22 protein-coding genes are annotated in these 20,026 nt (G+C 72.4%); 6 read left to right on the top strand and 16 right to left on the bottom strand.

Annotated features, from left to right (window positions below):
* Positions 1–86 precede the first annotated feature (86 nt).
* From AB0D49_RS30955 to AB0D49_RS30940, 4 genes are all read right to left on the bottom strand, one after another.
* On the bottom strand, positions 87–311 hold the full coding sequence (locus AB0D49_RS30955; RefSeq protein WP_362763693.1) for a hypothetical protein: 225 nt from the start codon (positions 309–311) through the stop codon (positions 87–89).
* The gene (locus tag AB0D49_RS30950) at positions 308–514 is read right to left on the bottom strand and encodes a hypothetical protein (RefSeq protein WP_362763691.1); all 207 of its coding nucleotides are present in this window, start codon (positions 512–514) and stop codon (positions 308–310) included. Before AB0D49_RS30950 ends, AB0D49_RS30955 begins: the two co-directional genes overlap by 4 nt.
* Positions 502–834 (bottom strand): hypothetical protein, encoded by a 333-nt coding sequence (locus AB0D49_RS30945; protein ID WP_362763688.1) that lies wholly within the window; start codon positions 832–834, stop codon positions 502–504. The genes AB0D49_RS30950 and AB0D49_RS30945 overlap by 13 nt, the downstream gene beginning before the upstream one ends.
* 102 nt (positions 835–936) lie before the next feature.
* Positions 937–2,139, bottom strand: coding sequence for a helix-turn-helix transcriptional regulator (locus tag AB0D49_RS30940; RefSeq protein WP_362763685.1), 1,203 nt, complete (start codon positions 2,137–2,139; stop codon positions 937–939).
* 79 nt (positions 2,140–2,218) lie between these two features.
* Here AB0D49_RS30940 and AB0D49_RS30935 point away from each other — a divergent pair, with 79 nt between their 5' ends.
* Positions 2,219–2,887, top strand: coding sequence for an HAD hydrolase-like protein (locus AB0D49_RS30935; protein WP_362763682.1), 669 nt, complete (start codon positions 2,219–2,221; stop codon positions 2,885–2,887).
* An 86-nt stretch (positions 2,888–2,973) separates the two neighbouring features.
* On the opposite strand, the gene AB0D49_RS30930 is transcribed toward AB0D49_RS30935, so the two are convergent.
* Positions 2,974–3,369: a DUF6188 family protein gene (locus tag AB0D49_RS30930; protein ID WP_362763679.1), complete on the bottom strand. Its 396-nt coding sequence runs from the start codon at positions 3,367–3,369 to the stop codon at positions 2,974–2,976.
* 53 nt (positions 3,370–3,422) lie between these two features.
* Complete coding sequence (locus tag AB0D49_RS30925) at positions 3,423–4,643, bottom strand: IS30 family transposase (protein WP_362763676.1); 1,221 nt, start codon at positions 4,641–4,643, stop codon at positions 3,423–3,425.
* 192 nt (positions 4,644–4,835) lie between these two features.
* Here AB0D49_RS30925 and AB0D49_RS30920 point away from each other — a divergent pair, with 192 nt between their 5' ends.
* Positions 4,836–5,378 carry an NUDIX domain-containing protein gene (locus AB0D49_RS30920; protein ID WP_362763673.1) on the top strand — a complete coding sequence of 181 codons (543 nt, stop codon included), beginning with the start codon at positions 4,836–4,838 and terminating at the stop codon, positions 5,376–5,378.
* A 293-nt stretch (positions 5,379–5,671) separates the two neighbouring features.
* Positions 5,672–6,280 (top strand): hypothetical protein, encoded by a 609-nt coding sequence (locus AB0D49_RS30915; RefSeq protein ID WP_362763670.1) that lies wholly within the window; start codon positions 5,672–5,674, stop codon positions 6,278–6,280.
* A gap of 236 nt (positions 6,281–6,516) precedes the next feature.
* On the opposite strand, the gene AB0D49_RS30910 is transcribed toward AB0D49_RS30915, so the two are convergent.
* The 4 genes from AB0D49_RS30910 to AB0D49_RS30895 all read right to left on the bottom strand — a co-directional run bounded on the left by AB0D49_RS30910 (position 6,517) and on the right by AB0D49_RS30895 (position 10,528).
* Positions 6,517–7,086 (bottom strand): helix-turn-helix domain-containing protein, encoded by a 570-nt coding sequence (locus AB0D49_RS30910; RefSeq protein WP_362763667.1) that lies wholly within the window; start codon positions 7,084–7,086, stop codon positions 6,517–6,519.
* Between the two features lie 78 nt (positions 7,087–7,164).
* Positions 7,165–8,205, bottom strand: coding sequence for a 1-aminocyclopropane-1-carboxylate deaminase (locus tag AB0D49_RS30905; protein WP_362763664.1), 1,041 nt, complete (start codon positions 8,203–8,205; stop codon positions 7,165–7,167).
* On the bottom strand, positions 8,202–8,903 hold the full coding sequence (locus AB0D49_RS30900) for a GntR family transcriptional regulator (protein WP_362763661.1): 702 nt from the start codon (positions 8,901–8,903) through the stop codon (positions 8,202–8,204). The genes AB0D49_RS30905 and AB0D49_RS30900 overlap by 4 nt, the downstream gene beginning before the upstream one ends.
* A 146-nt stretch (positions 8,904–9,049) precedes the next feature.
* Positions 9,050–10,528, bottom strand: coding sequence for an alkaline phosphatase PhoX (locus tag AB0D49_RS30895; protein WP_362763658.1), 1,479 nt, complete (start codon positions 10,526–10,528; stop codon positions 9,050–9,052).
* Here AB0D49_RS30895 and AB0D49_RS30890 point away from each other — a divergent pair.
* Complete coding sequence (locus AB0D49_RS30890; RefSeq protein WP_362763655.1) at positions 10,518–10,673, top strand: hypothetical protein; 156 nt, start codon at positions 10,518–10,520, stop codon at positions 10,671–10,673. The genes AB0D49_RS30895 and AB0D49_RS30890 overlap by 11 nt on opposite strands.
* A gap of 192 nt (positions 10,674–10,865) precedes the next feature.
* Here AB0D49_RS30890 and AB0D49_RS30885 read toward each other — a convergent pair whose 3' ends face one another.
* Positions 10,866–12,338 carry a hypothetical protein gene (locus tag AB0D49_RS30885; RefSeq protein WP_362763652.1) on the bottom strand — a complete coding sequence of 491 codons (1,473 nt, stop codon included), beginning with the start codon at positions 12,336–12,338 and terminating at the stop codon, positions 10,866–10,868.
* Between the two features lie 407 nt (positions 12,339–12,745).
* Here AB0D49_RS30885 and AB0D49_RS30880 point away from each other — a divergent pair, with 407 nt between their 5' ends.
* Positions 12,746–14,566, top strand: coding sequence for an endonuclease/exonuclease/phosphatase family protein (locus AB0D49_RS30880; protein WP_362763649.1), 1,821 nt, complete (start codon positions 12,746–12,748; stop codon positions 14,564–14,566).
* Between the two features lie 37 nt (positions 14,567–14,603).
* Here the strand turns inward: AB0D49_RS30880 and AB0D49_RS30875 are convergent, their stop codons facing one another.
* The 3 genes from AB0D49_RS30875 to AB0D49_RS30865 all read right to left on the bottom strand — a co-directional run bounded on the left by AB0D49_RS30875 (position 14,604) and on the right by AB0D49_RS30865 (position 16,952).
* Entirely contained in the window at positions 14,604–15,392 is a 789-nt protein-coding gene (locus AB0D49_RS30875) for an SRPBCC domain-containing protein (protein WP_362763646.1), read from the bottom strand.
* Between the two features lie 113 nt (positions 15,393–15,505).
* Positions 15,506–16,186 carry a helix-turn-helix domain-containing protein gene (locus tag AB0D49_RS30870; RefSeq protein WP_362763643.1) on the bottom strand — a complete coding sequence of 227 codons (681 nt, stop codon included), beginning with the start codon at positions 16,184–16,186 and terminating at the stop codon, positions 15,506–15,508.
* 64 nt (positions 16,187–16,250) lie between these two features.
* Positions 16,251–16,952, bottom strand: coding sequence for an antibiotic biosynthesis monooxygenase (locus AB0D49_RS30865; protein ID WP_362763640.1), 702 nt, complete (start codon positions 16,950–16,952; stop codon positions 16,251–16,253).
* Between the two features lie 188 nt (positions 16,953–17,140).
* On the opposite strand from AB0D49_RS30865, the gene dapA reads away from it, so the two are divergent.
* Positions 17,141–18,166: a 4-hydroxy-tetrahydrodipicolinate synthase gene (gene dapA, locus AB0D49_RS30860; protein ID WP_362763637.1), complete on the top strand. Its 1,026-nt coding sequence runs from the start codon at positions 17,141–17,143 to the stop codon at positions 18,164–18,166.
* Here the strand turns inward: dapA and AB0D49_RS30855 are convergent.
* Both AB0D49_RS30855 and AB0D49_RS30850 read right to left on the bottom strand, forming a co-directional pair.
* Entirely contained in the window at positions 18,109–19,305 is a 1,197-nt protein-coding gene (locus tag AB0D49_RS30855; RefSeq protein WP_362763635.1) for a WD40 repeat domain-containing protein, read from the bottom strand. The two genes, dapA and AB0D49_RS30855, sit on opposite strands and share 58 nt — an antisense overlap.
* The gene (locus tag AB0D49_RS30850; protein WP_362763632.1) at positions 19,302–19,838 is read right to left on the bottom strand and encodes a SigE family RNA polymerase sigma factor; all 537 of its coding nucleotides are present in this window, start codon (positions 19,836–19,838) and stop codon (positions 19,302–19,304) included. The genes AB0D49_RS30855 and AB0D49_RS30850 overlap by 4 nt, the downstream gene beginning before the upstream one ends.
* Between the last annotated feature and the right edge of the window lie 188 nt (positions 19,839–20,026).

The following is a 20,026-nucleotide window of genomic DNA, read 5'->3' as shown; positions in this document are numbered from 1 at the left end:
CGCCGCTTGAGCCCCGCCCCCTCCGGGGGGACGCATCGGCGACATGTACCGCCCGCCCCTCGCCGACCTGAGGGGCGGGCGGTGGCTCAAGGGGCGACCGTCGGTTCCTCGGCCGCCCGGTACGCCTCCCAGAGGTCCCCGGCCGTGACGCACACCTCGCCGTCCACGGCGCAGACGGGGCAGTCCCGCAGGTGATCGCCGTAGGCGAGGTAGGCGCGCTGGGCGGCGGTGTACTGGATGTCCGCCCCGATGCGCTGCGAGCGGACGGCACCCGCGCTGCCGCTTCGCCCCTCCCAGGCGGTGCCGCTCATGCCGGCCCCTGCGGGTGGTGGCGTTTGATCAGGACCGTCATGTCGATCGCGCGGGCCAGATCACCGACGTGCTTCGCCTCGGCCCGCTCGATGGCCCGTTGCGCACACTCCTCGCAGTCGGCGGGCGGTTCGACCGGGGGCAGGGGCAGGCCGAGGGTGACCGGCGGCTCGGATGTCCCGCAGCGGCGGCTCACGGCCGCCATCCGTGCATGAGGTAGCGGAGTGCCGCGCCGGTCGTGCAGCTGACTGCGTCGCGGATGCAGTTGTCGCACTGGGGGGCGTGGTCCTGGAGGGCCCGGTAGGCGTGCTTCCCCGTGTGCTGGCGGCAGGCTCGGGGGAACCAGTGGCGGTCCCCGTCGTGCTGCTCGCCGAGGTCGATCGCGGTCTCGGCGGTGAGCGGGTTCTCCGTCGCGCCCCAGACGCAGACCGCGCCGCGCGCCTGGTCGGGCGTCAGGGATTCCAGCAGCGGGAGCGCGAGCAGTTCCAGCGCCTCGGGCGGGATGGTCGTCTCGGTTGACGGCATGGCTACGCCTCCACGATCACGGTGATCCGTCTCACATGAGGACCGTATGGGCGCGGCGAGGGAGCGACCCGAGCTGTCAGCTCGGATGAACCACGGGCTCGTCTAGACGAGGCCGATCCGTCGTGCGAGATCCTCCGCATCCCGCGCCTGCCTCGCCCTGGCCCGGCGGATCACCGTGAGGAGCACATGCTGCGCGAGGGGAGTCCGCGCCAAGTCCTCCGGCGCGATCCGCTCCAGGCCGAGCAGGGACAGCAGTGCCCCGGCATCGTCGCGGCGCTGACTGTGGCAGGCGGCGACCTCCAGGCCGAAGGTGAACTCCCTTTCCATCGAGGGCAGCGCGCCGGTGTCGATCGCGTCGGCGGTGTGGAGGGCCTCTGTGGTGTCGCCTGCCTCCATGTCGATGGACACCGCGTGCAGCGCCACGTTCGTCGGGCCGAAGACGGTCCAGAGCAGGTTGCTGTCGTCTCCGACCCGGCGGGCCGCAGGTGCCGCGTGCTCCCGCAGCCGCTGCCGGGCCGGCCCCCACTGGCGGCGTCGCGCGGCGCCCACCACGGCAACCAGCTGGAGCGCACCGCCCATCGCGGTCCGGTCCGCCTCGGCGACCGGCTCCCCGGCCAGCTTCTCGGCGGATCGCAGCGCCAACTCCTCCGCCTCGGCGGGCTGCCCAGCCGCAAGCAGCACATGCCCCAAGTTCCACTGTGCGGCGGCGATACGGAGTGGATCGTCGGCCCCCTCGGCGGCACGCATCGCCCGGTCGGCGGCGAGGGTGGCGAGATCGACGCGGCCGGTACGGCGGAGGTACGACCTGAGGAGACAGTAGAGGTCGGCTGCCGCCCGGAGCACCGCCCGTCGCTCTGCGGCGTCCGTGCCTGCCCTGCTCGTTCGTGCGGCGTGCTCGGCGTCGGCTACGAGGGCGGGCAGGATCTCAGCTGCCTTGGTGAAGCGGTCTCCGTCGGTCTGCCAACTTCGCCACGCGGCCTCCACACGGTCCCTCAGCACGTCCGACCGTACGGGCTCGGCACTGGCGGCCGGGCCATAGCCGAGGAGTGCACGGCCCACCGCAGCCTCGCCCGTGGCAGGGGAATCGGGCTCAGCCGGTGCCTGTTCGGAGAGCAGTGCGGCGGCGGGCACGCCCAACTCCTGGGCGAGGGCGTACAAGATCTGGAGGGAGGGAATCTTGAGGCCGCGCTCGATCTGTGAGAGGTAGTCCGGCGCGATGCCGACCAGTCCGGCCACGGCGTCCTGGCGGCGCTCTCCCCGGTAGTGCCTGATCCTGTCCCCGATGGGGAGATCTGCCGCAACCATCCGCACTCCTCGTGTCTGGTCCTGAGCGTAGGGTGCCCGGTGCGCGGGGGCGCGGGGTTCATGGAGAGAGGAGGCGCCGGTGCCCGAACTGGTCCTGTGGGACATCGATCACACGCTGATGGCGACGAGGGGGCTCGGCCGTGAGCTGTGGGCCGATGCATTCGAAAAGGTGACGGGGGTGGCGCTTCGGGAACAGGCGGCCGTGACCGGATCTACCGAGCGGGCGATCTTGCGGGAGACGGCGAAACTCCACGAGCTCCCTTACGACGGCGACCTGTTCGATCGGTTCGCCGTGGCGCTGGGGCAAGCCCATGTCCGGCGAGCCGCTGAGCTTCGTGAGCGAGGCCACGCACTGCCCGGCGCGGCGGCGCTGCTCGCGCGCCTGCACCGCCAGGGTGTGCGGCAGTCCGTCGTCACCGGCAACGTCCGTGCCGCAGCGGAGGTGAAGGTGGCCACGTTCGGGCTGGACACCTACCTCGATCTGGCTGAGGGGGCCTATGCCGAGGATGGCGAGGACCGTTTCGAGTTGCTGCGGGCTGCCTTGACTCGGGCGGCTGTAGCCCCAGCCGATGCGGTGTTCCTCGGCGACACCCCGGCCGATGTCACCGGTGGACTGGAAGCGGGTGTGCGGGTTGTGGCCGTCGCCACGGGCAGGACTTCAGCGGCCGAACTGTCCGACCTCGGCGCAGACGTCGTATTGGACAGCCTGGCGGACGCCGAGCAGGCTCTCACCGCGATCAGAGGGTGACGAAACGCCCCCGTCCGCCCGGGGCGGATTCCAGCGGTCGTCGCAACACGGGTTGAGTGCCGCAACGGTGTCGGTTGCGGCGGTGATCAGTGTTGCCAGTCGGTTTCGCCGCCTGGGCCTACCAGGACGGGATCGATGCCTGAGCCGGTGAGGTTCCACGACTCGTAGTCGGGGTCTGGTTCGACGCTGAGCCGAGTGCCGTCATCGAAGCCGAGGGACAGGGCGCCTTGCCCGGTGACCTCGGCTTCGGTGACGAACTTGGCGAACAGGCCGAGTAGCGGCGCCAAGGACGGTCCGGTGGCTGGCGTCAGAGGGGACTGGTGGCCCTTGGCGTCTGTGAGGGTGAACGGTGTCTCGATGACGAGCTCACCATCGACGCGGATGCGGCCGTCTGGGGCGTGATCGGTGAAGCTGATCCGGACCTGGTGGTCGAAGGCCGTGCGTGTGACACGGGTGCCGACCAACTCCGCAGGTATCTTCACCGCTCCCCCTGCTGCGGTTCTGCCGTGTGTCGACGGAAAGGCGACGACCGGCTCTATCGGACCTTGAGCAGTGTAGACAGACGCTCGGCGGGCGTTTCCCAGCCGAGCGTCTTGCGGGGCCTGCTGTTCAGTTCGGCAGCGACGGCGTTCAGGTGTTCGCGGGTGTGGACGGACAGGTCGGTGCCCTTGGGGAAGTACTGCCGGAGCAGGCCGTTCGTGTTCTCGTTCGAGCCGCGCTGCCAGGGGCTGGCCGGGTCGCAGAAGTAGACGGGGACGTCCGTGGCGATGGTGAACTCGTGATGCCTTCCCATGTCGCTGCCCTGGTCCCAGGTCAGGGATCGCGTGAGACGGGCCGGCAGAGCCGTCACGGCATCCACCAGGGCGTCGCGGACCAGTTCGGTGCCACGGCCGCCTGGCAGGTGGAGGAGCATCACGTAGCGGGTGGAGCGTTCGACGAGCGTGCCGATGGCGGAGGCTCCGTCCTTGCCGATGGTCAGGTCGCCCTCCCAGTGGCCGGGCACTGCCCGGCCTTCCGCTTCGGCAGGTCGGTCACTGATCATGACCATCGGGTCGCGGAAGCGGGGCTGACATTGCTGGGCCTGGCGGCGGGGCTTGCGGCGGGCCCGGCCGGTGCGGAGGGCCTTCACCAGGTCCCGGCGCAGTTCGCCCCGGCCCTGGACGTAGAGGGCCTGGTAGATCGTCTCGTGGACCACGTGCATCTCCGGCCGGTCGGGAAAGTCCCGGTGCAGGTGCTGGACGATCTTTTCTGGACTCCAGCGCTTGCCCAGACGCTCCTGTATGTAGTCCCGCAGCTCCGGGTTCTGGGCAATCTTCCCGGCCTTGGGGCGGGGCCGACGCGACTCGGCGCGGGCCTCGGCGGCATGGGGCCGGTACTGGCCGTTGGTGGGGTGGCGGTTGCGGCGTATCTCGCGGCTGATCGTCGATGGGCTGCGGCCCAGGTCCGCGGCGATCCTCCGCACGGGCGCCTTCGCCCACACCTGGTCGGCGATGTAGAGACGCTCCTCCAGCGTCAGATGCCGAGACGCGGAAAAGACCCGCTCAGCCCGCACTCTGTGTGCAGGCTGAGCGGGTCTCTTCTTCGTTGCGTTGGTGCCGTTGCGCCAGCGCTTGCCGGTACGCCGGTTGATGCCGACGATCCGGCACGCCTCCCGGCTGCTCACGCCTTGATCCATGAGCCGGAAGTATTCCGCCCGCTCACGGTCGAGCTTCTTCCGTCCCTGAGCTGTGCGGATCTTGCGGATCTCGAAGGTCATCGCGTCCCCGAAGGTCGGGTGTTGCGATGACCGCTAGAACCTAAGCGGAGGCGGAAGGGGCCACGATCACCGACAGAACCCCCGCTCGCGCGGGGACCAGCGCGGGATCAGGCCGTGCACATAGACGGGCATGGGACCACCCCGCCACTGGCGGTGTGCTGGGATTGCGCCACCCGACGAGAGGCAGCGAGCGTGTCTGTGTGGCAGACGCACGGCGAGCACACGGTGTACGAGAACCGCTGGGTCCAGGTCGCCATGGCGGACGTGGAACTGCCGGACGGTCGGCACCTGGATCACACCGTCATCCGGCTGCGCCCGGTCGCCGTGGCCACCGTCGTCAACGAGGCGAACGAGGTGCTGCTCCTGTGGCGCCACCGCTTCATCACGGACGCCTGGGGCTGGGAGCTGCCGTCGGGCGGGACCGGCGCGGGCGAGGACCCGGCGGCTGCGGCTGCCAGGGAGTTCGAGGAGGAGACCGGCTGGCGGCCGGGGCCGATGCGGCTGCTGCTGGCTGTCGACCCGATGCCGGGTATCTCGACGTCTCACCACCGCGTCTACTGGTCCGACCGTGCCAAGCAGATGCGGACCGTCCCTGAAGACGCGTTCGAGTCCGCTCGCCGCGATTGGGTGCCGCTGGCCACGGTGCCCGAGCTGATCGCGCGGGGCGAGGTCCGATCCGCGAACGCCGTTGCCGCGCTGCTGATGCTGCACCACCTTCGCCTCTCCCAGGGCTGACCGCCGTTGCCGCGCTGCTGATGCCGCACCACCTTCGCCTCTCCCAGGGATGACCGGCGTGACCGTCGACTGGTGCACACCGGCACCGAGGCGCTCCGTCAGTCGCCGACATGGCAAGACGCCCCCTTCCGCCCAGAGGGCGTCGAACACCGCCACGACCCCGACGCAGTCCGCTGAAGGACCACCCCCAAACACACGTACACCCCGCCCCGTTGGAGAAAACCCCCACCACCCCCCACCCCCGTCCGGCATCGTCGACCCCGGACCGCCCACCGCGACGCGAAGGGACGACCATGGCAGACCACCGGGACGCATGGACCACCTCGGAGTTCGGCACCTCCCACGAGGGCGTCGTCGGCGTGCTGCTCGCCGACGGCACCGTCCCCGAGCCGGTCTACTTCGACATCGGCTCCGGCCCCACCATCGAGTCGTCCTCCCACTGGAGCGTCTACGACGGCCACCGCGCGGGCGTCCCCACGGCGGCAGCCCTCCGCGGTGTCTGCTCCTGCGGCTGGACCGGCACGGAGTACCCGATCGACGAGGACGGCGTCGGCAGCCGGGAGCGTCCGACCGCCGCCGTGGGCCTGGCGGGCCGCTGCGAAGCGGACTGGGACACCCATGTCGCCGACCTGGAGGCGTCCGCCATCCCCGTCCCGGAGACGGTCACCGCGCTGCTGAGCCGCCTCACCGAGGAGATCGAGCGACTCGCGCGCTCCTCCCCGCTCGCCGCCGTCCGCGCGGTCCGCCATATGGAGATCGCCGCCGAGGACCTCGGCTACTGGGCTGCCCGTGGCGTACGCCAGGACACCCCCGTCGCGCAGGTCGCCACCGCCCTCAAGCTCGACGAACACGAGGCCCGCAAGCTCCTGGCCCGGCTCGGCGGATGGAACCCGTACTTCTGATCGCCGCCCCTGCGCCCCCCGCAACCCCGCGCACAAGGCACACACGCCACCGGCCCGACGCCGCGGACGAAGCCCGCACTTCTACCCCCGCCCCTGCGCCCCTCCGCGCCCCGCGCACGAGGCACGCACGCCATCGGCCCGACTTCACACACGGAGCCCGCACTTCTGCCCCGCAACCCCCGCTGCACGACCACGAGGCACGGGAGCCACCAGCCCGGCTCCACAGACGGAGCCCCCTACCGACTCCCCAACCCCTCCATCAGCAACCGCAGATACCGCCCCATGTGCCGCCCCTCCCCATCCGCCAGTTCCGACGCCGTCGCCAGGCCGTGCGCCAACCGCAGGATCTCCACCGGCTCGACATCCGGCCGCAGCGTCCCCTCCGCCCGCGCCGCCCGCACCAACCGCTCCGCCGCCCCGTTGAGCGTGCTCGCGCAGACCGTCGCCGCGTAGGTGTCGCCGTCCGTCACCGCCGAGCCGAGGAGCGCGCGCAGGCCGCCGACCCGGATGATGCCGAGGCCGATCTCGCCCAGCCAGGCCAGCAGCGCCTCCCCCGGCGGGAGTTCGGCGGCGTACACGTCCGCCCGCGCCGCCAGCGCCTCCATCCGGCCCACGTACGCCGCCTCCAGCAGGGCCTGACGGGTCGGGAAGTGACGGTAGAGCGTGCCGGAACCGACGCCCGCGCGCTTGGCGATCTCGTCCAGCGACGCCTGCTCGCCCTGCTCGGCGAAGACCTCGGCGGCCACCTTCAGCAGCCGTTCATGGTTGCGCCGGGCGTCCGCCCGCATGGGCCTGACCTGCGCCATCCAGCACTCCTCGGGAACAGGGCCCCGTCGGCGGGCCCGCCCCCGACTCTACCCAGCCCCCCGCACCCCCGACGCCCGCTAGAACAGCGCGCTGTACGCGTTCAGCGCGGGCTGCCCGCCCAGGTGCGCGTACAGCACCGTCGCCTCCGCCCCGATCTCCCCCCGCTCCACCAGATCGACCATCCCCGCCATCGACTTCCCCTCGTACACCGGGTCGGTGATCATGCCCTCCGTGCGGGCCGCGAGCCGCATCGCCGCGAGGGTCCGCTCGTCGGGGATGCCGTACGTGCCGCCGTGGTAGCGCTCGTCGAGTTCCACGTCCGCGACCGTCACCGGGCGCCGTACGCCGATCAGGCCGCCCGTGGCGTCGGCGATGCGGGCGATCTGGGTCCGCGTCCGCCCGGGGTCCGCCGACGCGTCGATGCCGAGCACCCGGCGCTCGCGCCCCCCGGCCTCCTCCAGCGCCCGGAACCCGGCGATCATCCCGGCCTGGGTGGACCCGGTCACCGAGCACACCACCACCGTGTCGAAGAAGACGCCCAGCTCCCGTTCCTGCGCGGCGACCTCGGACGCCCAGCGGGCGAAGCCCAGTCCGCCGAGCCGGTGGTCGGAGGCGCCCGCCGGGATCGCGTACGGCCGTCCGCCCGACTCCTCGACCTCCCGCAGCGCCTGCTCCCAGCTCTCCTTGAACCCGATCCCGAACCCGGCCCGCACCAGCCGCACATCCGCCCCGGCCAGCCTGCTGAGCAAGATGTTGCCGACCTTGTCGTACACCGCGTCCGGCCAGTCCACCCAGCTCTCCTGCACCAGGACGCACTTGAGCCCGGCGCGCGCGGCGACCGCCGCGACCTGCCGGGTGTGGTTCGACTGCACCCCGCCGATCGACACCAGCGTGTCGCAGCCCCGCGCGAGCGCGTCCGCGACCAGGTACTCCAGTTTGCGGGTCTTGTTCCCGCCGTACGCGATACCGGAGTTGCAGTCCTCCCGTTTCGCCCACAGCGCCGCCCCGCCGAGACGGGCGGTCAGCCGCTCCAGCGGATGCACCGGCGACGGGCCGAAGAGCAGGGGGTAGCGCTCGTAGGAGGCGAGGGACGGTGTTGTCGTCGTCGTACTCGTCATACGGGGTCTCCTTCTCCAGGGCGGGATTCAGGGCGGGGTCCGGGGTCGGGTCCGTCGAGGTCGGCCAGGTCCGCCAGCGAGTGCCAGATGTCCGCCGTGATCCGGACCGCGGCCTCCGGGTCCCCGGCCGCGCACGCCGCGATCAGCCGGGTGTGCAGGTCCGCGGAGCGGCAGTTGCCGCCCTCGCCGAAGCGGTGGCGTTCCAGCCGGCGGATCAGCGGGGTGTAGCGGGCGACGGTCGCCGCGGCGGCCCGGTTGCCGCTCACGCGCACCAGGACGTCGTGCAGTGCGTCGTCCGCGCGCAGCGCGGTGTCCACGTCACCGGCGGCCACCGCGGCGGCGAAGCGGTCGTTCGCCGCGCGCATCCGCTCCAGGTCCGCGGGGAGCAGCCGGGGTACGGCGGTGCGGGTGGCCAGTTCGTGCATCGCGCCGACCACCGCCGCCGCGTCCCGGACCTCGGCGGCGACGACCGGGGTCACCCGGGTGTAGCTCTGCGGCTTGCTCTCCAGCAGCCCCTCGTCCACCAGCCGGGAGAACGCCTCACGCACCGGCGCCCGGGACAGTCCCAGCCGCTGCGCGAGATCGGCGTCGCGCACCACCGTGCCGGGCGCGATCTCCCCGGCGACGATGGCGTCCCGGATGGCCGCACATGCCTGGTCCCTGAGCAGGGTCCGCCCGACGGGGCGTAGAGCCTTCATGGACTGAAATGTTAGATGTCAGTCAGCGGCGAGGGAAGGGCCGGGCACGCGAGAGAAGAGCCAGGCACGCGAGAGAAGGGCCCGGCACCCACCGCCTCCGCACTCCCCGAAACGGCGGGCCCCGGCCTACGTCACCTCACCTCACGTCACGCACCGCGCCGCTGCCGCTTCCACGGCCCCGTGATCGCCAGCATGATCCCCGGCGTCATGATGTTGGCGTACAGCGTCTTCCCGTCGGGCGAGAAGGTCACCCCGCTGAACTCGCTGTAGTCCGGGTCCTCCGCCGTCCCCAGGTTCAGCTCGTTGCGGGCGATGGGGTACGTCCGCCCCCGGTCGGTCGCGCCGAACAGGTGCTGGATGCCGTCGCCGTCCTCGGCGATGATCAGACCGCCGTACGGGGAGACGGTGATGTTGTCGGGGCCGTCGTAGGCGCCCTCGGCGGACGGGTCGGAGTTGACCCCGAAAAGGACCTTCAGGGTGAGCGTGCGGCGCTTGGGCTCGTAGAACCAGACCTGTCCGTCGTGCGCCTGGCCGGGGCTCTCGGAGCCCGCGTACGAGGAGACGATGTACGCCCCGCCGTCGCCCCACCACATGCCCTCCAGCTTGCGGCAGCGGGTGACCTGACCGGCGGTGAACTGCTTGCGCACGGAGACGGTACGGGCGTCCCGGTCGGGGACGTCCACCCAGTCGACGCCGTACACCGTGCCGATCCGGGTGGCGCGGGAGAGGTCGTCCACGAGACCGCCGCCGGAGTCGAAGCACTTGGCCGCCTGGAACCGGCCGGCGTCGGCGGCGAGGGTGCGCAGCTTGCCGCGGCCGTGCCGGAACCCCTCCGGCGGGGTCCAGCGGAACAGCAGGCCGTTGGGGTTGGACGCGTCCTCGGTGAGATAGGCGTGACCGCGCCTGGGGTCGATGACGACGGCCTCGTGGGCGTACCGGCCGAGCGCCTTCACGGGCTGGGGGTCCCGGTTGGCCCGGCGGTCCTCGGGGTCGACCTCGAAGACATAGCCGTGGTCCTTGGTCATCCCGTTGGACCCGGCCTTGTCCTCGGTCTCCTCGCAGGTCAGCCAGGTGCCCCAGGGGGTGGTGCCACCGGCGCAGTTGGTGGCGGTGCCGGCGATCCCGACCCACTCGGCGACCTTGCCGCGGCGGACCTCGACGACCGTACAGCCACCGGCCGCGGCGGGGTCGTAGACCAGGCCCTCGGTGAGCGGCACGGGGTACGCGGCGCGGGTCCGGGGGCCGCCTATCTCATGGTTGTTGACCAGCAGGGTCGCACCGCGCGGCCCGTCGAACGCGGCGGTGCCGTCATGGTGGGACGGGGTGAACTCGCCCGACTCCAGCTTCGTACGCCCGCTGTAGGTGACGATCTCGTACGAGAACCCGGCGGGCAGCGCGAGCAGGCCCTCCGGGTCGGGCAGCAGGGGGCCGTAGCCGACCTCGGCGTGCCGTCCGTCGGCGTCATCGTCGTGGTGCCCGTCACCGTCACGGCCGTCGGCGGTGTCGGTCCCGGCGGTGGCGAGCGCGTGGGGGGCGGAGGCGAGGGCGCCTACGCTGCCCGCCAGCGCCACCCCGGCGCCGGTGATCGCGGAGTTCCTGGCAAAGTCCCTGCGGGTGAGCGACATGCTGTCTCCTGAGAACGGTGGGCGTGTCGTTGAGGGGGTGATCGTGCCGTGGAGGACGGTGTTCGTGCCGTGGTGGACGGTGTTCGTGCCGTGGAGGACGGTGTTCGTGCCGTGGTGGACGGTGATCGTCCGTGGAGGACGGTGATCGTGAACCGGCGCCGATGTTCCGCCCAAGCCTGAACGCCCATTGAGCACAGGGGAACAGGGCGCAAATGCCTTTCGGGCATCGGATGGATGCACGAGGGGGAGCGGGGAGCTCCGAACCCGCCCCCTCCTCCCCTCCCCCTTCTTCCCCCCTCCTTCCCCTTCCTCCCCTTCCTCCCCCTCCCCCGCTCTCTCAACTCCCGTTCTGCGAGCGCGCCTTGAACGCCGCCTTCCGGGCCTCCTTCGCGATCTTCTTGTCCGGGTGGAGCCGCCCCATCGCCTCCAGCACATCCGCCGTAGCCGGGTGGTCCACCCGCCAGGCCGCGTCGAAGAACCCGTGGTGCTGGGCGGCGAGCCCCGCCACCAGCTCCCGCAGCTCCTCCGAGTTCCCCTCGGCGGCGAGCTGCGCGGCGACCGTGTCGACGGTCAGCCAGAAGATCATGGCCTCGGACGGCGGCGGCACATCGCTCGCGCCCTGCTCGGTCAGCCACACCCGGGCGAGTCCACCCAGCTCCGGGTCGTCCAGGACCTCCCGCAGCGCCGGTTCGGCCCGGACGCCGACCAGGGACAGCGCCTGCTGGCAGCGCAGCCGCCGCAACGGCGCCCCGGCGTCCGCGCCGCGCGCCGCGGCCAGCAGCTCCCGCGCGGCGGGCAGCGGATCACGCCGGTCGAGCCACTGCTCGGTCTCCGCGCGGGCGGCCCGCGGCCCGAACCCGGCGGTCCCGTCGAGCAGCGCGTCGGCGCCCTTGTCGGCGAGGTCCCCGACGGCGGGCGCCTCGACACCGCTCTCCAGCAGCCGGGCCCGCAGCCCGTAGCGGCCGAGCGGGGTCAGCCGGACCATGCCGTACCGGGCCACATCGGTGTCGTCCACACCGTCGGCACCGTCCGCCCCGGCACCCGCGCCCGGCTCCTCCTCCGCCATCAGCGCCTCGTCCACCGGCCGGTACGCCACCAGCCCGATCGGCTCCAGCAGCCGGAACTGGTCGTCCAGCCGCATCATCGCGTCGGACACCTGCTCCAGCACATCGTTGGTGGGCTCGTCCATGTCGCCGGGGACGATGACCGACGCGGCCAGCGCGGGCAGCGGGACAGGGTCGTCGCCGGGGCCCTCCTCGCTCACCGACAGGAGATAGAGGTTGCCGAGGACACCGTCGAGGAAGTCGGCCTCCGCCTCGGGGTCCCAGTCGAGCCGGGAGAGGTCGAGGGTGCCGTCCGCGTCGAGGGACTCGACCAGATCGTCCAGGTCGGGCACGCTCGCGTCGGCGAGGACCGTCTCCAGCGCGGCCAGCCACACCGCGAGCACATCCTGCGGCGACCCCCCGGTGAGCAGCGCCAGCTCCTCCCCGGCGACAACGCTCCCCTCCGCCTCGCCCCCTGCTTCCCCTTCTTCTCCCTCGTCCACGATCTCGACCAGCCCCGTGTCCACGGCGACCCGCCACGCCTCGCTCGCCAGCGCCGCCGCGTCGTCGCCGGTCAGCCCGAGCGCCTCGGCGGCGGCGGGCAGCTGGTCGTCCACCAGTTCGCCCCCGGCGTCCACCCGGGTGCCGGGCCCGGCCCAGCGGGCGAGCCGGACGGCCCGGGAGAGCAGCGGCGTGGACAGCGCGTCGCGCGCCAGCTCCGCCTCCGGAGTCGGCCGCAGCGGGGGCAGGGAGGAGCTGTCTGACATCGGGGGGTACTCCTAGGGCGCCTGGAAGGCCGTACACCGCACGGACCCGGCCATGGGGCCCGCTGGCCTCATGAACACGTCACGTCGCTCCGGCACGACACTCGGTTACGCCGCTCAGCCTAGACGGATATCCACCCATGCCGCCCGGTTCATCTCTCCGACGTCTCACGTCCACAGCGGAAACCTTGACAACTTACCTGGGCAGGCTGGAGATTGACGCGCGTAGACGAAGCCGCCGAGGCCATCAGGCCACCCGGCACACCGCCCCACCGGCACACCCGCGGCACACCCGGCACCGTCCTCCCCCACAGCGCCCGACACAGCCCTACGCCTCCCCCACACACGCAGCAGCACCGAACACCAGATCCCGAACCGCACATCCGGAACCCGTTCCTCGGAGGAACCCCTTGCCGAGCAAGTCTTCCGCGCGTCTCGCCGCGCTCACCGTCGCCGCCGTGTGCTCGGCGGCGTCGACCCTCGTGCTGACCTCGCCCGCCCACGCGGACGCGGTCCGTATCCATGACATCCAGGGCTCCACCCGGACCTCCCCGTACGTCGGACAGCAGGTCACCGGTGTGACCGGAATCGTCACCGGGGTACGGGGCTACGGCTCCAGAGGTTTCTGGATACAGGACCCGAACCCGGACGCCGACCCGGCCACCAGCGAGGGCGTCTTCGTCTTCACGTCCTCCGTCCCGAGGGTCGCCGTCGGCGACGCGGTGACCGTGTCCGGCACGGTGACCGAGTACGTGCCCGGCGGCGCGTCCTCCGGGAACCAGTCGCTGACCGAGATCACCCGCCCGACGGTCACCGTCGACTCCAGCGGCAACGCCGTCCCCGCCGCGACGGTGATCGACCGCCGCTCGGTGCCGTCCCGCTACGCCCCGGCGGGCGACCCGGCCGCGAACGGCTCGGTCAACGCCCTGCCGCTCCAGCCGAAGAAGTACGCGCTGGACTACTACGAGGCGCTGGAGGGCATGAACGTCCAGGTCTCCGACGCCCGGGTGGTGGGCGCCACCGACCCGTACACCGAGCTGTGGGTCACGGTGAAGCCGCGGGAGAACCGGGGTGCGAGCGGCGGCACGGTCTACGGCTCGTACACCGCGCAGAACACCGGGCGGCTCCAGATCCAGTCGCTGGGCGCGGTCGCCGACTTCCCGAAGGCGAACGTCGGTGACACCCTCACCGGCACCACGGCCGGTCCGCTGGACTACAACCAGTTCGGCGGCTACACCCTGGTCGCCCACCGCCTCGGCGCCCTGGAGCAGGGCGGCACCGAGCGGGAGACGACGGACAAGCAGCGCCGCGACGAACTGGCGGTCGCCACGTACAACGTGGAGAACCTGGACCCGTCCGACACGACCTTCGAGGCGCACGCCGCCGCGATCGTGCACCACCTCCAGTCGCCCGACATCGTGTCCCTGGAGGAGATCCAGGACGACAACGGCGCCACCAACAACGGTACGGTCACCGCCGGTCAGACCCTGAAGAAGCTGACCGACGCGATCGTCGCCGCGGGCGGCCCGGCCTACCAGTGGCGCTCGATCGACCCGGTGAACAACGCGGACGGCGGCGAGCCGGGCGGCAACATCCGCCAGGCGTTCCTGTTCAACCCGGAGCGGGTGTCCTTCACCGACCGCGCGGGCGGCGACGCGACGACCGCGACCGGTGTGACGAAGGTGCGCGGCAAGGCGGCGCTGACCGCCTCCCCGGGCCGGGTCGACCCGGCGAACACCGCCTTCACCAGCAGCCGCAAGCCGCTGGCGGGCGAGTTCGTGTTCCGGGGCGAGACGGTCTTCGTGATCGCCAACCACTTCAACTCCAAGGGCGGCGACCAGGCGCTGACCTCGCAGTTCCAGCCCCCCGTGCGCAGCTCGGAGACCCAGCGCCACCAGCAGGCCACGGTGCTCAACGCCTTCGTGAAGGACATCCTGGCCAAGCAGCGCAGCGCGGACGTCATCGCGCTCGGCGACATCAACGACTTCGAGTTCTCCGAGACGGTCGACATCCTGGAGGGCGACGGCGAGCTGTGGTCGGCGGTGAAGTCCCTGCCGAAGAGCGAGCGTTACTCGTACGTCTACCAGGGCAACAGCCAGACCCTCGACCAGATCCTGATCAGCCCGTCGATCCGGCACCGGCACTTCGAGTACGACAGCGTGCACATCAACGCCGAGTTCCACGACCAGATCAGCGACCACGACCCGCAGGTGCTGCGCTACCGCCCGTGAGGTCATGACCGGCCGTGGCCGGCGTACCGCACCGTTCTCAGGGCTGGCTGAACACGCCGTTCAGCCAGCCCTGCCACGCTTCCTGGAGCGATGTCGAGTCGGCGTCCGGGGCGAAGTCGTGGACGGCGATGCCGAGCACATGGCCCCAGTGGTGGCGGCCGAAGACCCGGATCAGGGCGTCGCCGGTGCGCAGCCCCAGGAAGTAGGGGTCGTGGTAGTCCACCACCGCGTCGAGCGCCACGCCTCCCGGTCCCGCCGCCCGCACCGGGGTCCCCTCGGGGGCACCGGCGTCCAGGCCGAGGGCCCGCTCGACGGTCGTGAGGGCATCGGGCGCCCCCGCCGCGTCCGGCCCGTCGAACGCGGTGAACGCGGTGACCGGGCGCCCGGCGAACCGGGTCAGGTACTGGCGCAGGGTGTGCAGATAGAAGGCGGTGTGCTTGGCGGCGCCGTCGTACTGGTTGTCCCAGTCGTCGGCGAAGATCCCGCTGTGCACATAGCGCACCCAGGCGCGGCGGCCCTCGTCGCGCGGCTCGATGGTGTAGTCGAGCTGGTTGAGGGGCTGGGGCGCGTCCGGCGCGGTGTACTCGGCCCGGTTGGTGTAGTGGTGCGGCGGGTCCCAGACGACCACCTCGGAACCGAACGGGCCCACGCCCCCGGCCCGCGGCTCGGGCGGCTCCGTCGGCCACAGCCATCCACCGGTGCCGGTGGTGACGGCCGCCCACACCCGCGCGGGCTCCGCGTCGACCTCGAACTCCTGCACGATCTCGAATTCCCGGGACGGGACGGACGGGACGGACGGGACGGACGGAACAGACGGGACGGACATGGCGCTGTGCTCCTGATCATGGTTCTCGGGACGGCCCCGAAGTCCGGGGCCTGGACGGCGGCGCACCTGACGGATCTGACGGATCTGGCGGACCTGGCGGACCTGGCGGACCCTCACTCCTCCGGCACCGCCGACGGCACCACCGACGACCCACCCGACGGCAACGCACCCCCGGCCCCCGCCCCCGGCTCCGGCGCCGGCTCCGGCCCCGGCTCCTTCACCGTCGGATGCAGCGCGACCACGATCCGATGGTCCCGCCCTCCCTCCGCGTCCGGCGCGTCGTACTTGCGGACCAGCGCGCTCACCCCCGCCGCCAGCTCCTCCACGAACGCGGCCCGGTCGGCGGCGGAGGCGAACCGCACCTGTCCGTCCAGCGCGAAGGTCGCGAGCCGCTGCCGGGCCCGCGCGGCGCCGGTGATCAGCGCGCCGACGTCCCGGACCAGCCGGGCGCCGAGCGCCAGCATCCAGCGCGCGGACAACTGGTCGCGGAACCGGTCCGGGTCGGGCTGCACAGCGGCCAGCGCCAGCGGCGAGATGACGTACGACGCGGCGGTCGCCCGCATCAGCCGCTCGTTCACATTGCCCTTGCGGCGCTCCCCGGCCAGCTCGACCAGACCGTGCCGCTCCAGCGCCTTGAGGTGGTAGTTCACCTTCTGCCGGGGCAGTCCCACCCGTCCGGCCAGCATGGCGGCGGACGCGGGTCCGCCCGCCAGTTCGGCCAGCAGCCGGGCCCGTACGGGGTCCAGACTGACGGCGGCGGCCTCGGGGTCCTCGATGACGGTGACGTCCAGCATGGCCCCAGACTCCCACCGAACATTATTCTTGTCCAGGAACCCCGACTGTTCCGTATGTCGCGGCCTAGTCCCCCACCAGCCCCAGCACATGCCGGTACCGCGCCCCCGTGAACCCGGTGACCCCCGGATACGTCCGCACCCGCTCCCACTCCCGGTCCTCCGCCCCCCGCTCCTTCGCCCGCGCGATCACCGCGTCGTAGGCGGCGTCGTCCTCCCACTCGGCGTAGTTCAGGACGTGGGTGCCGTCCTCCGACGGGTGGAAGTGCGCGGCGATCAGCCCCCGGTGCCCCTCCGGGTCCCCGCCGGTCGCCGCGAGCAGGGTGTCGATCCAGTCCGTGCGGCGGTCGGCGGCACCGGGCTCGAAGTCGATCCGGACGGTGACGACCAGCCCCGGCACCCGGCCGTCACCGGCGGCCCGCGCCTGGCTGCGGTAGTGGCGGTAGCGGTGCAGCGGCAGCCGCTCGATCCCGGGCACGGCGGTGTCGATCTCGTCCACGGTCTCCTGGCGCCGGGTCTTCGCGAACCCCTCGTAGGCCGCCGCGCTCGCCCACTGGGCGTGGTGGAGCAGGGTGCTGCCGTCATGGCCGAGGTAGACGTGGTGGGAGCGCAGTTCCCGCGCGGGCCACGGCCTGCGCTCCCAGGCGGCGGCGAAGGCGTCGACCGCGAGCCGCTGCCGCTCGGGGGTGCCGAGCCGCCAGGTGGAGAAGGTGGGCGCCCCGACCGAGGGGTGCGGCAGTTCGGGGTGGGTGTCGACACGACGGGGCATTCGGACCTCCTGGAGCGGCCGGACAGGGACACGTCCCCACCCTCCGACCTCAACCGGACTTCAGGTCAAGCGGCGCCCATCCCGCCCTCACCTGACCCCCACCTCACCCCCATCTCTCAGAATTACTCCCGAATACCCCGTAGCAGATTTAAGTGGAGCTTCACAATGACCGGGCCGACACTACCCCTATGACGCATCCGGCTCCTTCCCTCGCCCTCTCCTCCCCCAGCCTCTTCGGCCGTGCGCTGTGCGCGATGGTCACGCCGTTCACCGCGTCCGGTGCGCTCGATCCGGACGGGGCGGCGCGGCTCGCCGCCCACTTGGTCGCCCGGGGCTGCGACGGACTGGTGCTGTCCGGCACCACCGGCGAGTCCCCGACCACCTCGGACGCCGAGAAGGCGGACCTGGTGCGGGCGGTACGGGAGGCGGTCGGCGACCGCGCCACGCTGATCGCGGGCGTGGGCACGTACGACACCCGGCACTCGGTGGAGCTGGCGCGGGCGGCGGAGCGGGCGGGCGCGGACGGGGTGCTGGTGGTGACCCCGTACTACAGCAGGCCCCCGCAGGACGCGGTCGAGGCGCACTTCCGGGAGGTCGCCGACGGCTGCGGACTGCCGGTGATGCTGTACGACATCCCGGGCCGCACCGGCACCCGCGTCGAGCCCGACACCCTGCTGCGGCTGGCCGAACACCCGAGGATCGTCGCCGTCAAGGACTGCTCCTACGACTTCCTCGCCGCCCAGAAGGTGATGGCCCGCACGGAACTGGCGTACTACGCGGGCTGCGACGAGCACATCCTCGCCCTGTACGCGGTCGGCGGGGCGGGCTATGTGAGCACGGTCGCGAATGTGGTCCCGGAGCATCTGCGGGCGGTGCTGGACGCGTTCGACGCCGGGGTCACCATGAAGGCGGGCCGCCTCCAGCGCGAGGCGGCCGGTCTGATCGAGGCCATGATGGCGGCGGGGCTGCCGGGCACGGTCACCGCGAAGGCGCTGCTGGCCGACCTCGGTCTGCCCGCCGGGCCGGTGCGGGCGCCGCTGCGTCCGGCGGGACGGGAGACCGTGGAGCGGCTGCGGGCGGTGTACGAGGAGATGGCGGGGGCGCGGCGCGGCACGCCCCCCGGGCCCAGGTCGGCGTGGGCTGACCACCGGCGGGGTCACCAGGTCGTGAACACCGGCTGCCACCCCTCCGCGAAGTCCCTGCCCATCGGCTGACCGGCCCCGCTGAGCCGTACGACCTCGTCACTGCCGACGGTGACCAGCACCAGCCGTCTCCCGTCCTTGTCCCACTCCCAGGCGATGAGCCGGCGCTGGTCCACCCAGGCGAGCAGTTCCGCGCCCCGCACCTTGGTGGCCCGCTCACCGGTGCGGGCGTCGAGCAGCTCGGAGTACGACTCCCCCATGTCCCCGCCCACCCGGCCGCCCGCGGCGAGCGTCCCGTCCGGGGACTGCTTGGCACCGACGTCCGCGTTCAGATGCCGCTCGCCGGGCGAGGCGACGATCGAGCGCCCGGCCAGGTCGTAGAACGCCTGGAGGGTCGCCGGAGCCCCCCAGACCGGACCCGAGACGGTGGTGCCGTCCCGGCCGAAGGTGAAGTCCGCGCGGGCCCCCGGCAGCGTGTGCCCGGTGGCGACCTCGCTCCAGCGCACGGCGCCGTCCCTGAGGTCCACGATGCAGAAGCCGCTCCGGCTCGACGGCGCCTCGCTCGCCGAACTGGACGCGGGGGCTCGCTCCACCTCGTACATCTCGGGATGATCGGTGTAGGCCGTGGCGACCAGCCGCTGCCCGTCCGGTGCGAAGGCGAGCCCGCCGACACCCCGGTCGACCTTGATCCAGCGCTCGACGCGCCCGGTCGCCAGGTCGAGCAGCCCGATCCGGTTGGCCGGCAGCTCCCGTTCCAGGACCGCCGCGGTCCGGGCGCCGGGGGCGACGGCGACGAACGACCAGCGGTCGTCCTTCTCGTACCGTCCGGTGTCGGGGTCGAGCAGGCTGTAGGTGCGTTCGCGGTGGGCGGTGCCGTCGCCGTGCTCCTTCAGCGCGCTGGTGTAGTAGGCGGCGAGGAGGGTCCGTCCGGCGGAGAGGCGCTCGCGCGGCGGCGACTGGTCGGGGTGGCCCTCCACGTCCCGCGGCACGGTCTGCGAGGAGGGCCGGACGTCCCGCTCACCGGAGTTCAGCAGGGGCACCCCCACCCCGAGGATCACGGCGGCGACGGTGGCCGCGGCGCCGGCGGCGAGGGCGCGGGCCCGGCGGCGGCGCCGCACGGCGAGCACCCGGTCGGCGAAACCGGACCCCAGGGGCCCCTGTTCGGCGGCCTGTTCGCCGAGCGCCTGGCGGAGCAGTACCTCGGTGTTCACGGACGTACCTCCAGGATCGGGCGGTCGGCGGCGAGGGCGGCCAGTTCGGGCGAGTAGGCACGCAGCCGCTCCAGGGAGCGATGGGTGGTGGACCGTACGGTGCCCACCGAGCAGCCGAGGACCCGGGCGACCTCGGCCTCGGGCAGATCCTCGAAGTAGCGCAGCACCAGGACGGTCCGCTGGCGCGGGGTGAGCCGGGCCAGCGCGTCCCGGATGAGCAGCCGCAGTTCGGCGGCGGTGACGGCGTCGTCGCCGTGGGTGTCGTGCTCGTCCGGTGGCTCGGCGACGGTCAGTTCACGGCGCGGCCACTTCAGGCGCCAGCGGCTGATCTGCTGGCGGTAGAGGATCTGCCGGACGTACGCCTCGGGTTCGTCGATCCGCTGCCAGCGGCCGGCCGCCTTGATCAGGGCGTTCTGGAGGAGATCCTCGGCGGCGTGCCGGTCTCCGCCGGTGAGCAGCACCGCGCAGCGCAGCAGTGCGGTCGAGCGGCCCGCCACGAACTGCCGGAAGCTCTCCTCCGCCTGGGCATCCATCGTCACCTTCTCTTCCCCGGGTCCGGCGTTCCCTGGTGTCCGGCCCCCTCACCCCTGCTGACGCGTGTGCCGGTGCACCGCTATGCCTGCGGTGGACGATTCGGCCCACGCGGAGCGGCCCGGGGCCGTCCGTGCCGCGTATCCGCGGTACGAACGGCCCCGGGCCGCTGGGAGAACGACGGGGACGG

Source organism: Streptomyces sp. NPDC048290 (genome assembly GCF_040652095.1).
Lineage (GTDB): Bacteria > Actinomycetota > Actinomycetes > Streptomycetales > Streptomycetaceae > Streptomyces.
Note: the sequence above shows the minus strand (reverse complement) of the source record. Positions and strands in the feature narration are given on the sequence as shown.

What these genes read in the sequence shown, in the direction of transcription:
- AB0D49_RS30870 (WP_362763643.1), bottom strand. Translation starts at nt 16,186, where the DNA reads ATGCTGGACGTCACCGTCATCGAGGACCCCGAGGCCGCCGCCGTCAGT.
- dapA (WP_362763637.1), top strand. Translation starts at nt 17,141, where the DNA reads ATGACGCATCCGGCTCCTTCCCTCGCCCTCTCCTCCCCCAGCCTCTTC.
- AB0D49_RS30895 (WP_362763658.1), bottom strand. Translation starts at nt 10,528, where the DNA reads ATGTCGCTCACCCGCAGGGACTTTGCCAGGAACTCCGCGATCACCGGC.
- AB0D49_RS30875 (WP_362763646.1), bottom strand. Translation starts at nt 15,392, where the DNA reads ATGTCCGTCCCGTCTGTTCCGTCCGTCCCGTCCGTCCCGTCCGTCCCG.
- AB0D49_RS30910 (WP_362763667.1), bottom strand. Translation starts at nt 7,086, where the DNA reads ATGGCGCAGGTCAGGCCCATGCGGGCGGACGCCCGGCGCAACCATGAA.
- AB0D49_RS30955 (WP_362763693.1), bottom strand. Translation starts at nt 311, where the DNA reads ATGAGCGGCACCGCCTGGGAGGGGCGAAGCGGCAGCGCGGGTGCCGTC.
- AB0D49_RS30900 (WP_362763661.1), bottom strand. Translation starts at nt 8,903, where the DNA reads ATGAAGGCTCTACGCCCCGTCGGGCGGACCCTGCTCAGGGACCAGGCA.
- AB0D49_RS30865 (WP_362763640.1), bottom strand. Translation starts at nt 16,952, where the DNA reads ATGCCCCGTCGTGTCGACACCCACCCCGAACTGCCGCACCCCTCGGTC.
- AB0D49_RS30915 (WP_362763670.1), top strand. Translation starts at nt 5,672, where the DNA reads ATGGCAGACCACCGGGACGCATGGACCACCTCGGAGTTCGGCACCTCC.
- AB0D49_RS30950 (WP_362763691.1), bottom strand. Translation starts at nt 514, where the DNA reads ATGGCGGCCGTGAGCCGCCGCTGCGGGACATCCGAGCCGCCGGTCACC.
- AB0D49_RS30940 (WP_362763685.1), bottom strand. Translation starts at nt 2,139, where the DNA reads ATGGTTGCGGCAGATCTCCCCATCGGGGACAGGATCAGGCACTACCGG.
- AB0D49_RS30945 (WP_362763688.1), bottom strand. Translation starts at nt 834, where the DNA reads ATGCCGTCAACCGAGACGACCATCCCGCCCGAGGCGCTGGAACTGCTC.
- AB0D49_RS30850 (WP_362763632.1), bottom strand. Translation starts at nt 19,838, where the DNA reads ATGGATGCCCAGGCGGAGGAGAGCTTCCGGCAGTTCGTGGCGGGCCGC.
- AB0D49_RS30925 (WP_362763676.1), bottom strand. Translation starts at nt 4,643, where the DNA reads ATGACCTTCGAGATCCGCAAGATCCGCACAGCTCAGGGACGGAAGAAG.
- AB0D49_RS30885 (WP_362763652.1), bottom strand. Translation starts at nt 12,338, where the DNA reads ATGTCAGACAGCTCCTCCCTGCCCCCGCTGCGGCCGACTCCGGAGGCG.
- AB0D49_RS30905 (WP_362763664.1), bottom strand. Translation starts at nt 8,205, where the DNA reads ATGACGAGTACGACGACGACAACACCGTCCCTCGCCTCCTACGAGCGC.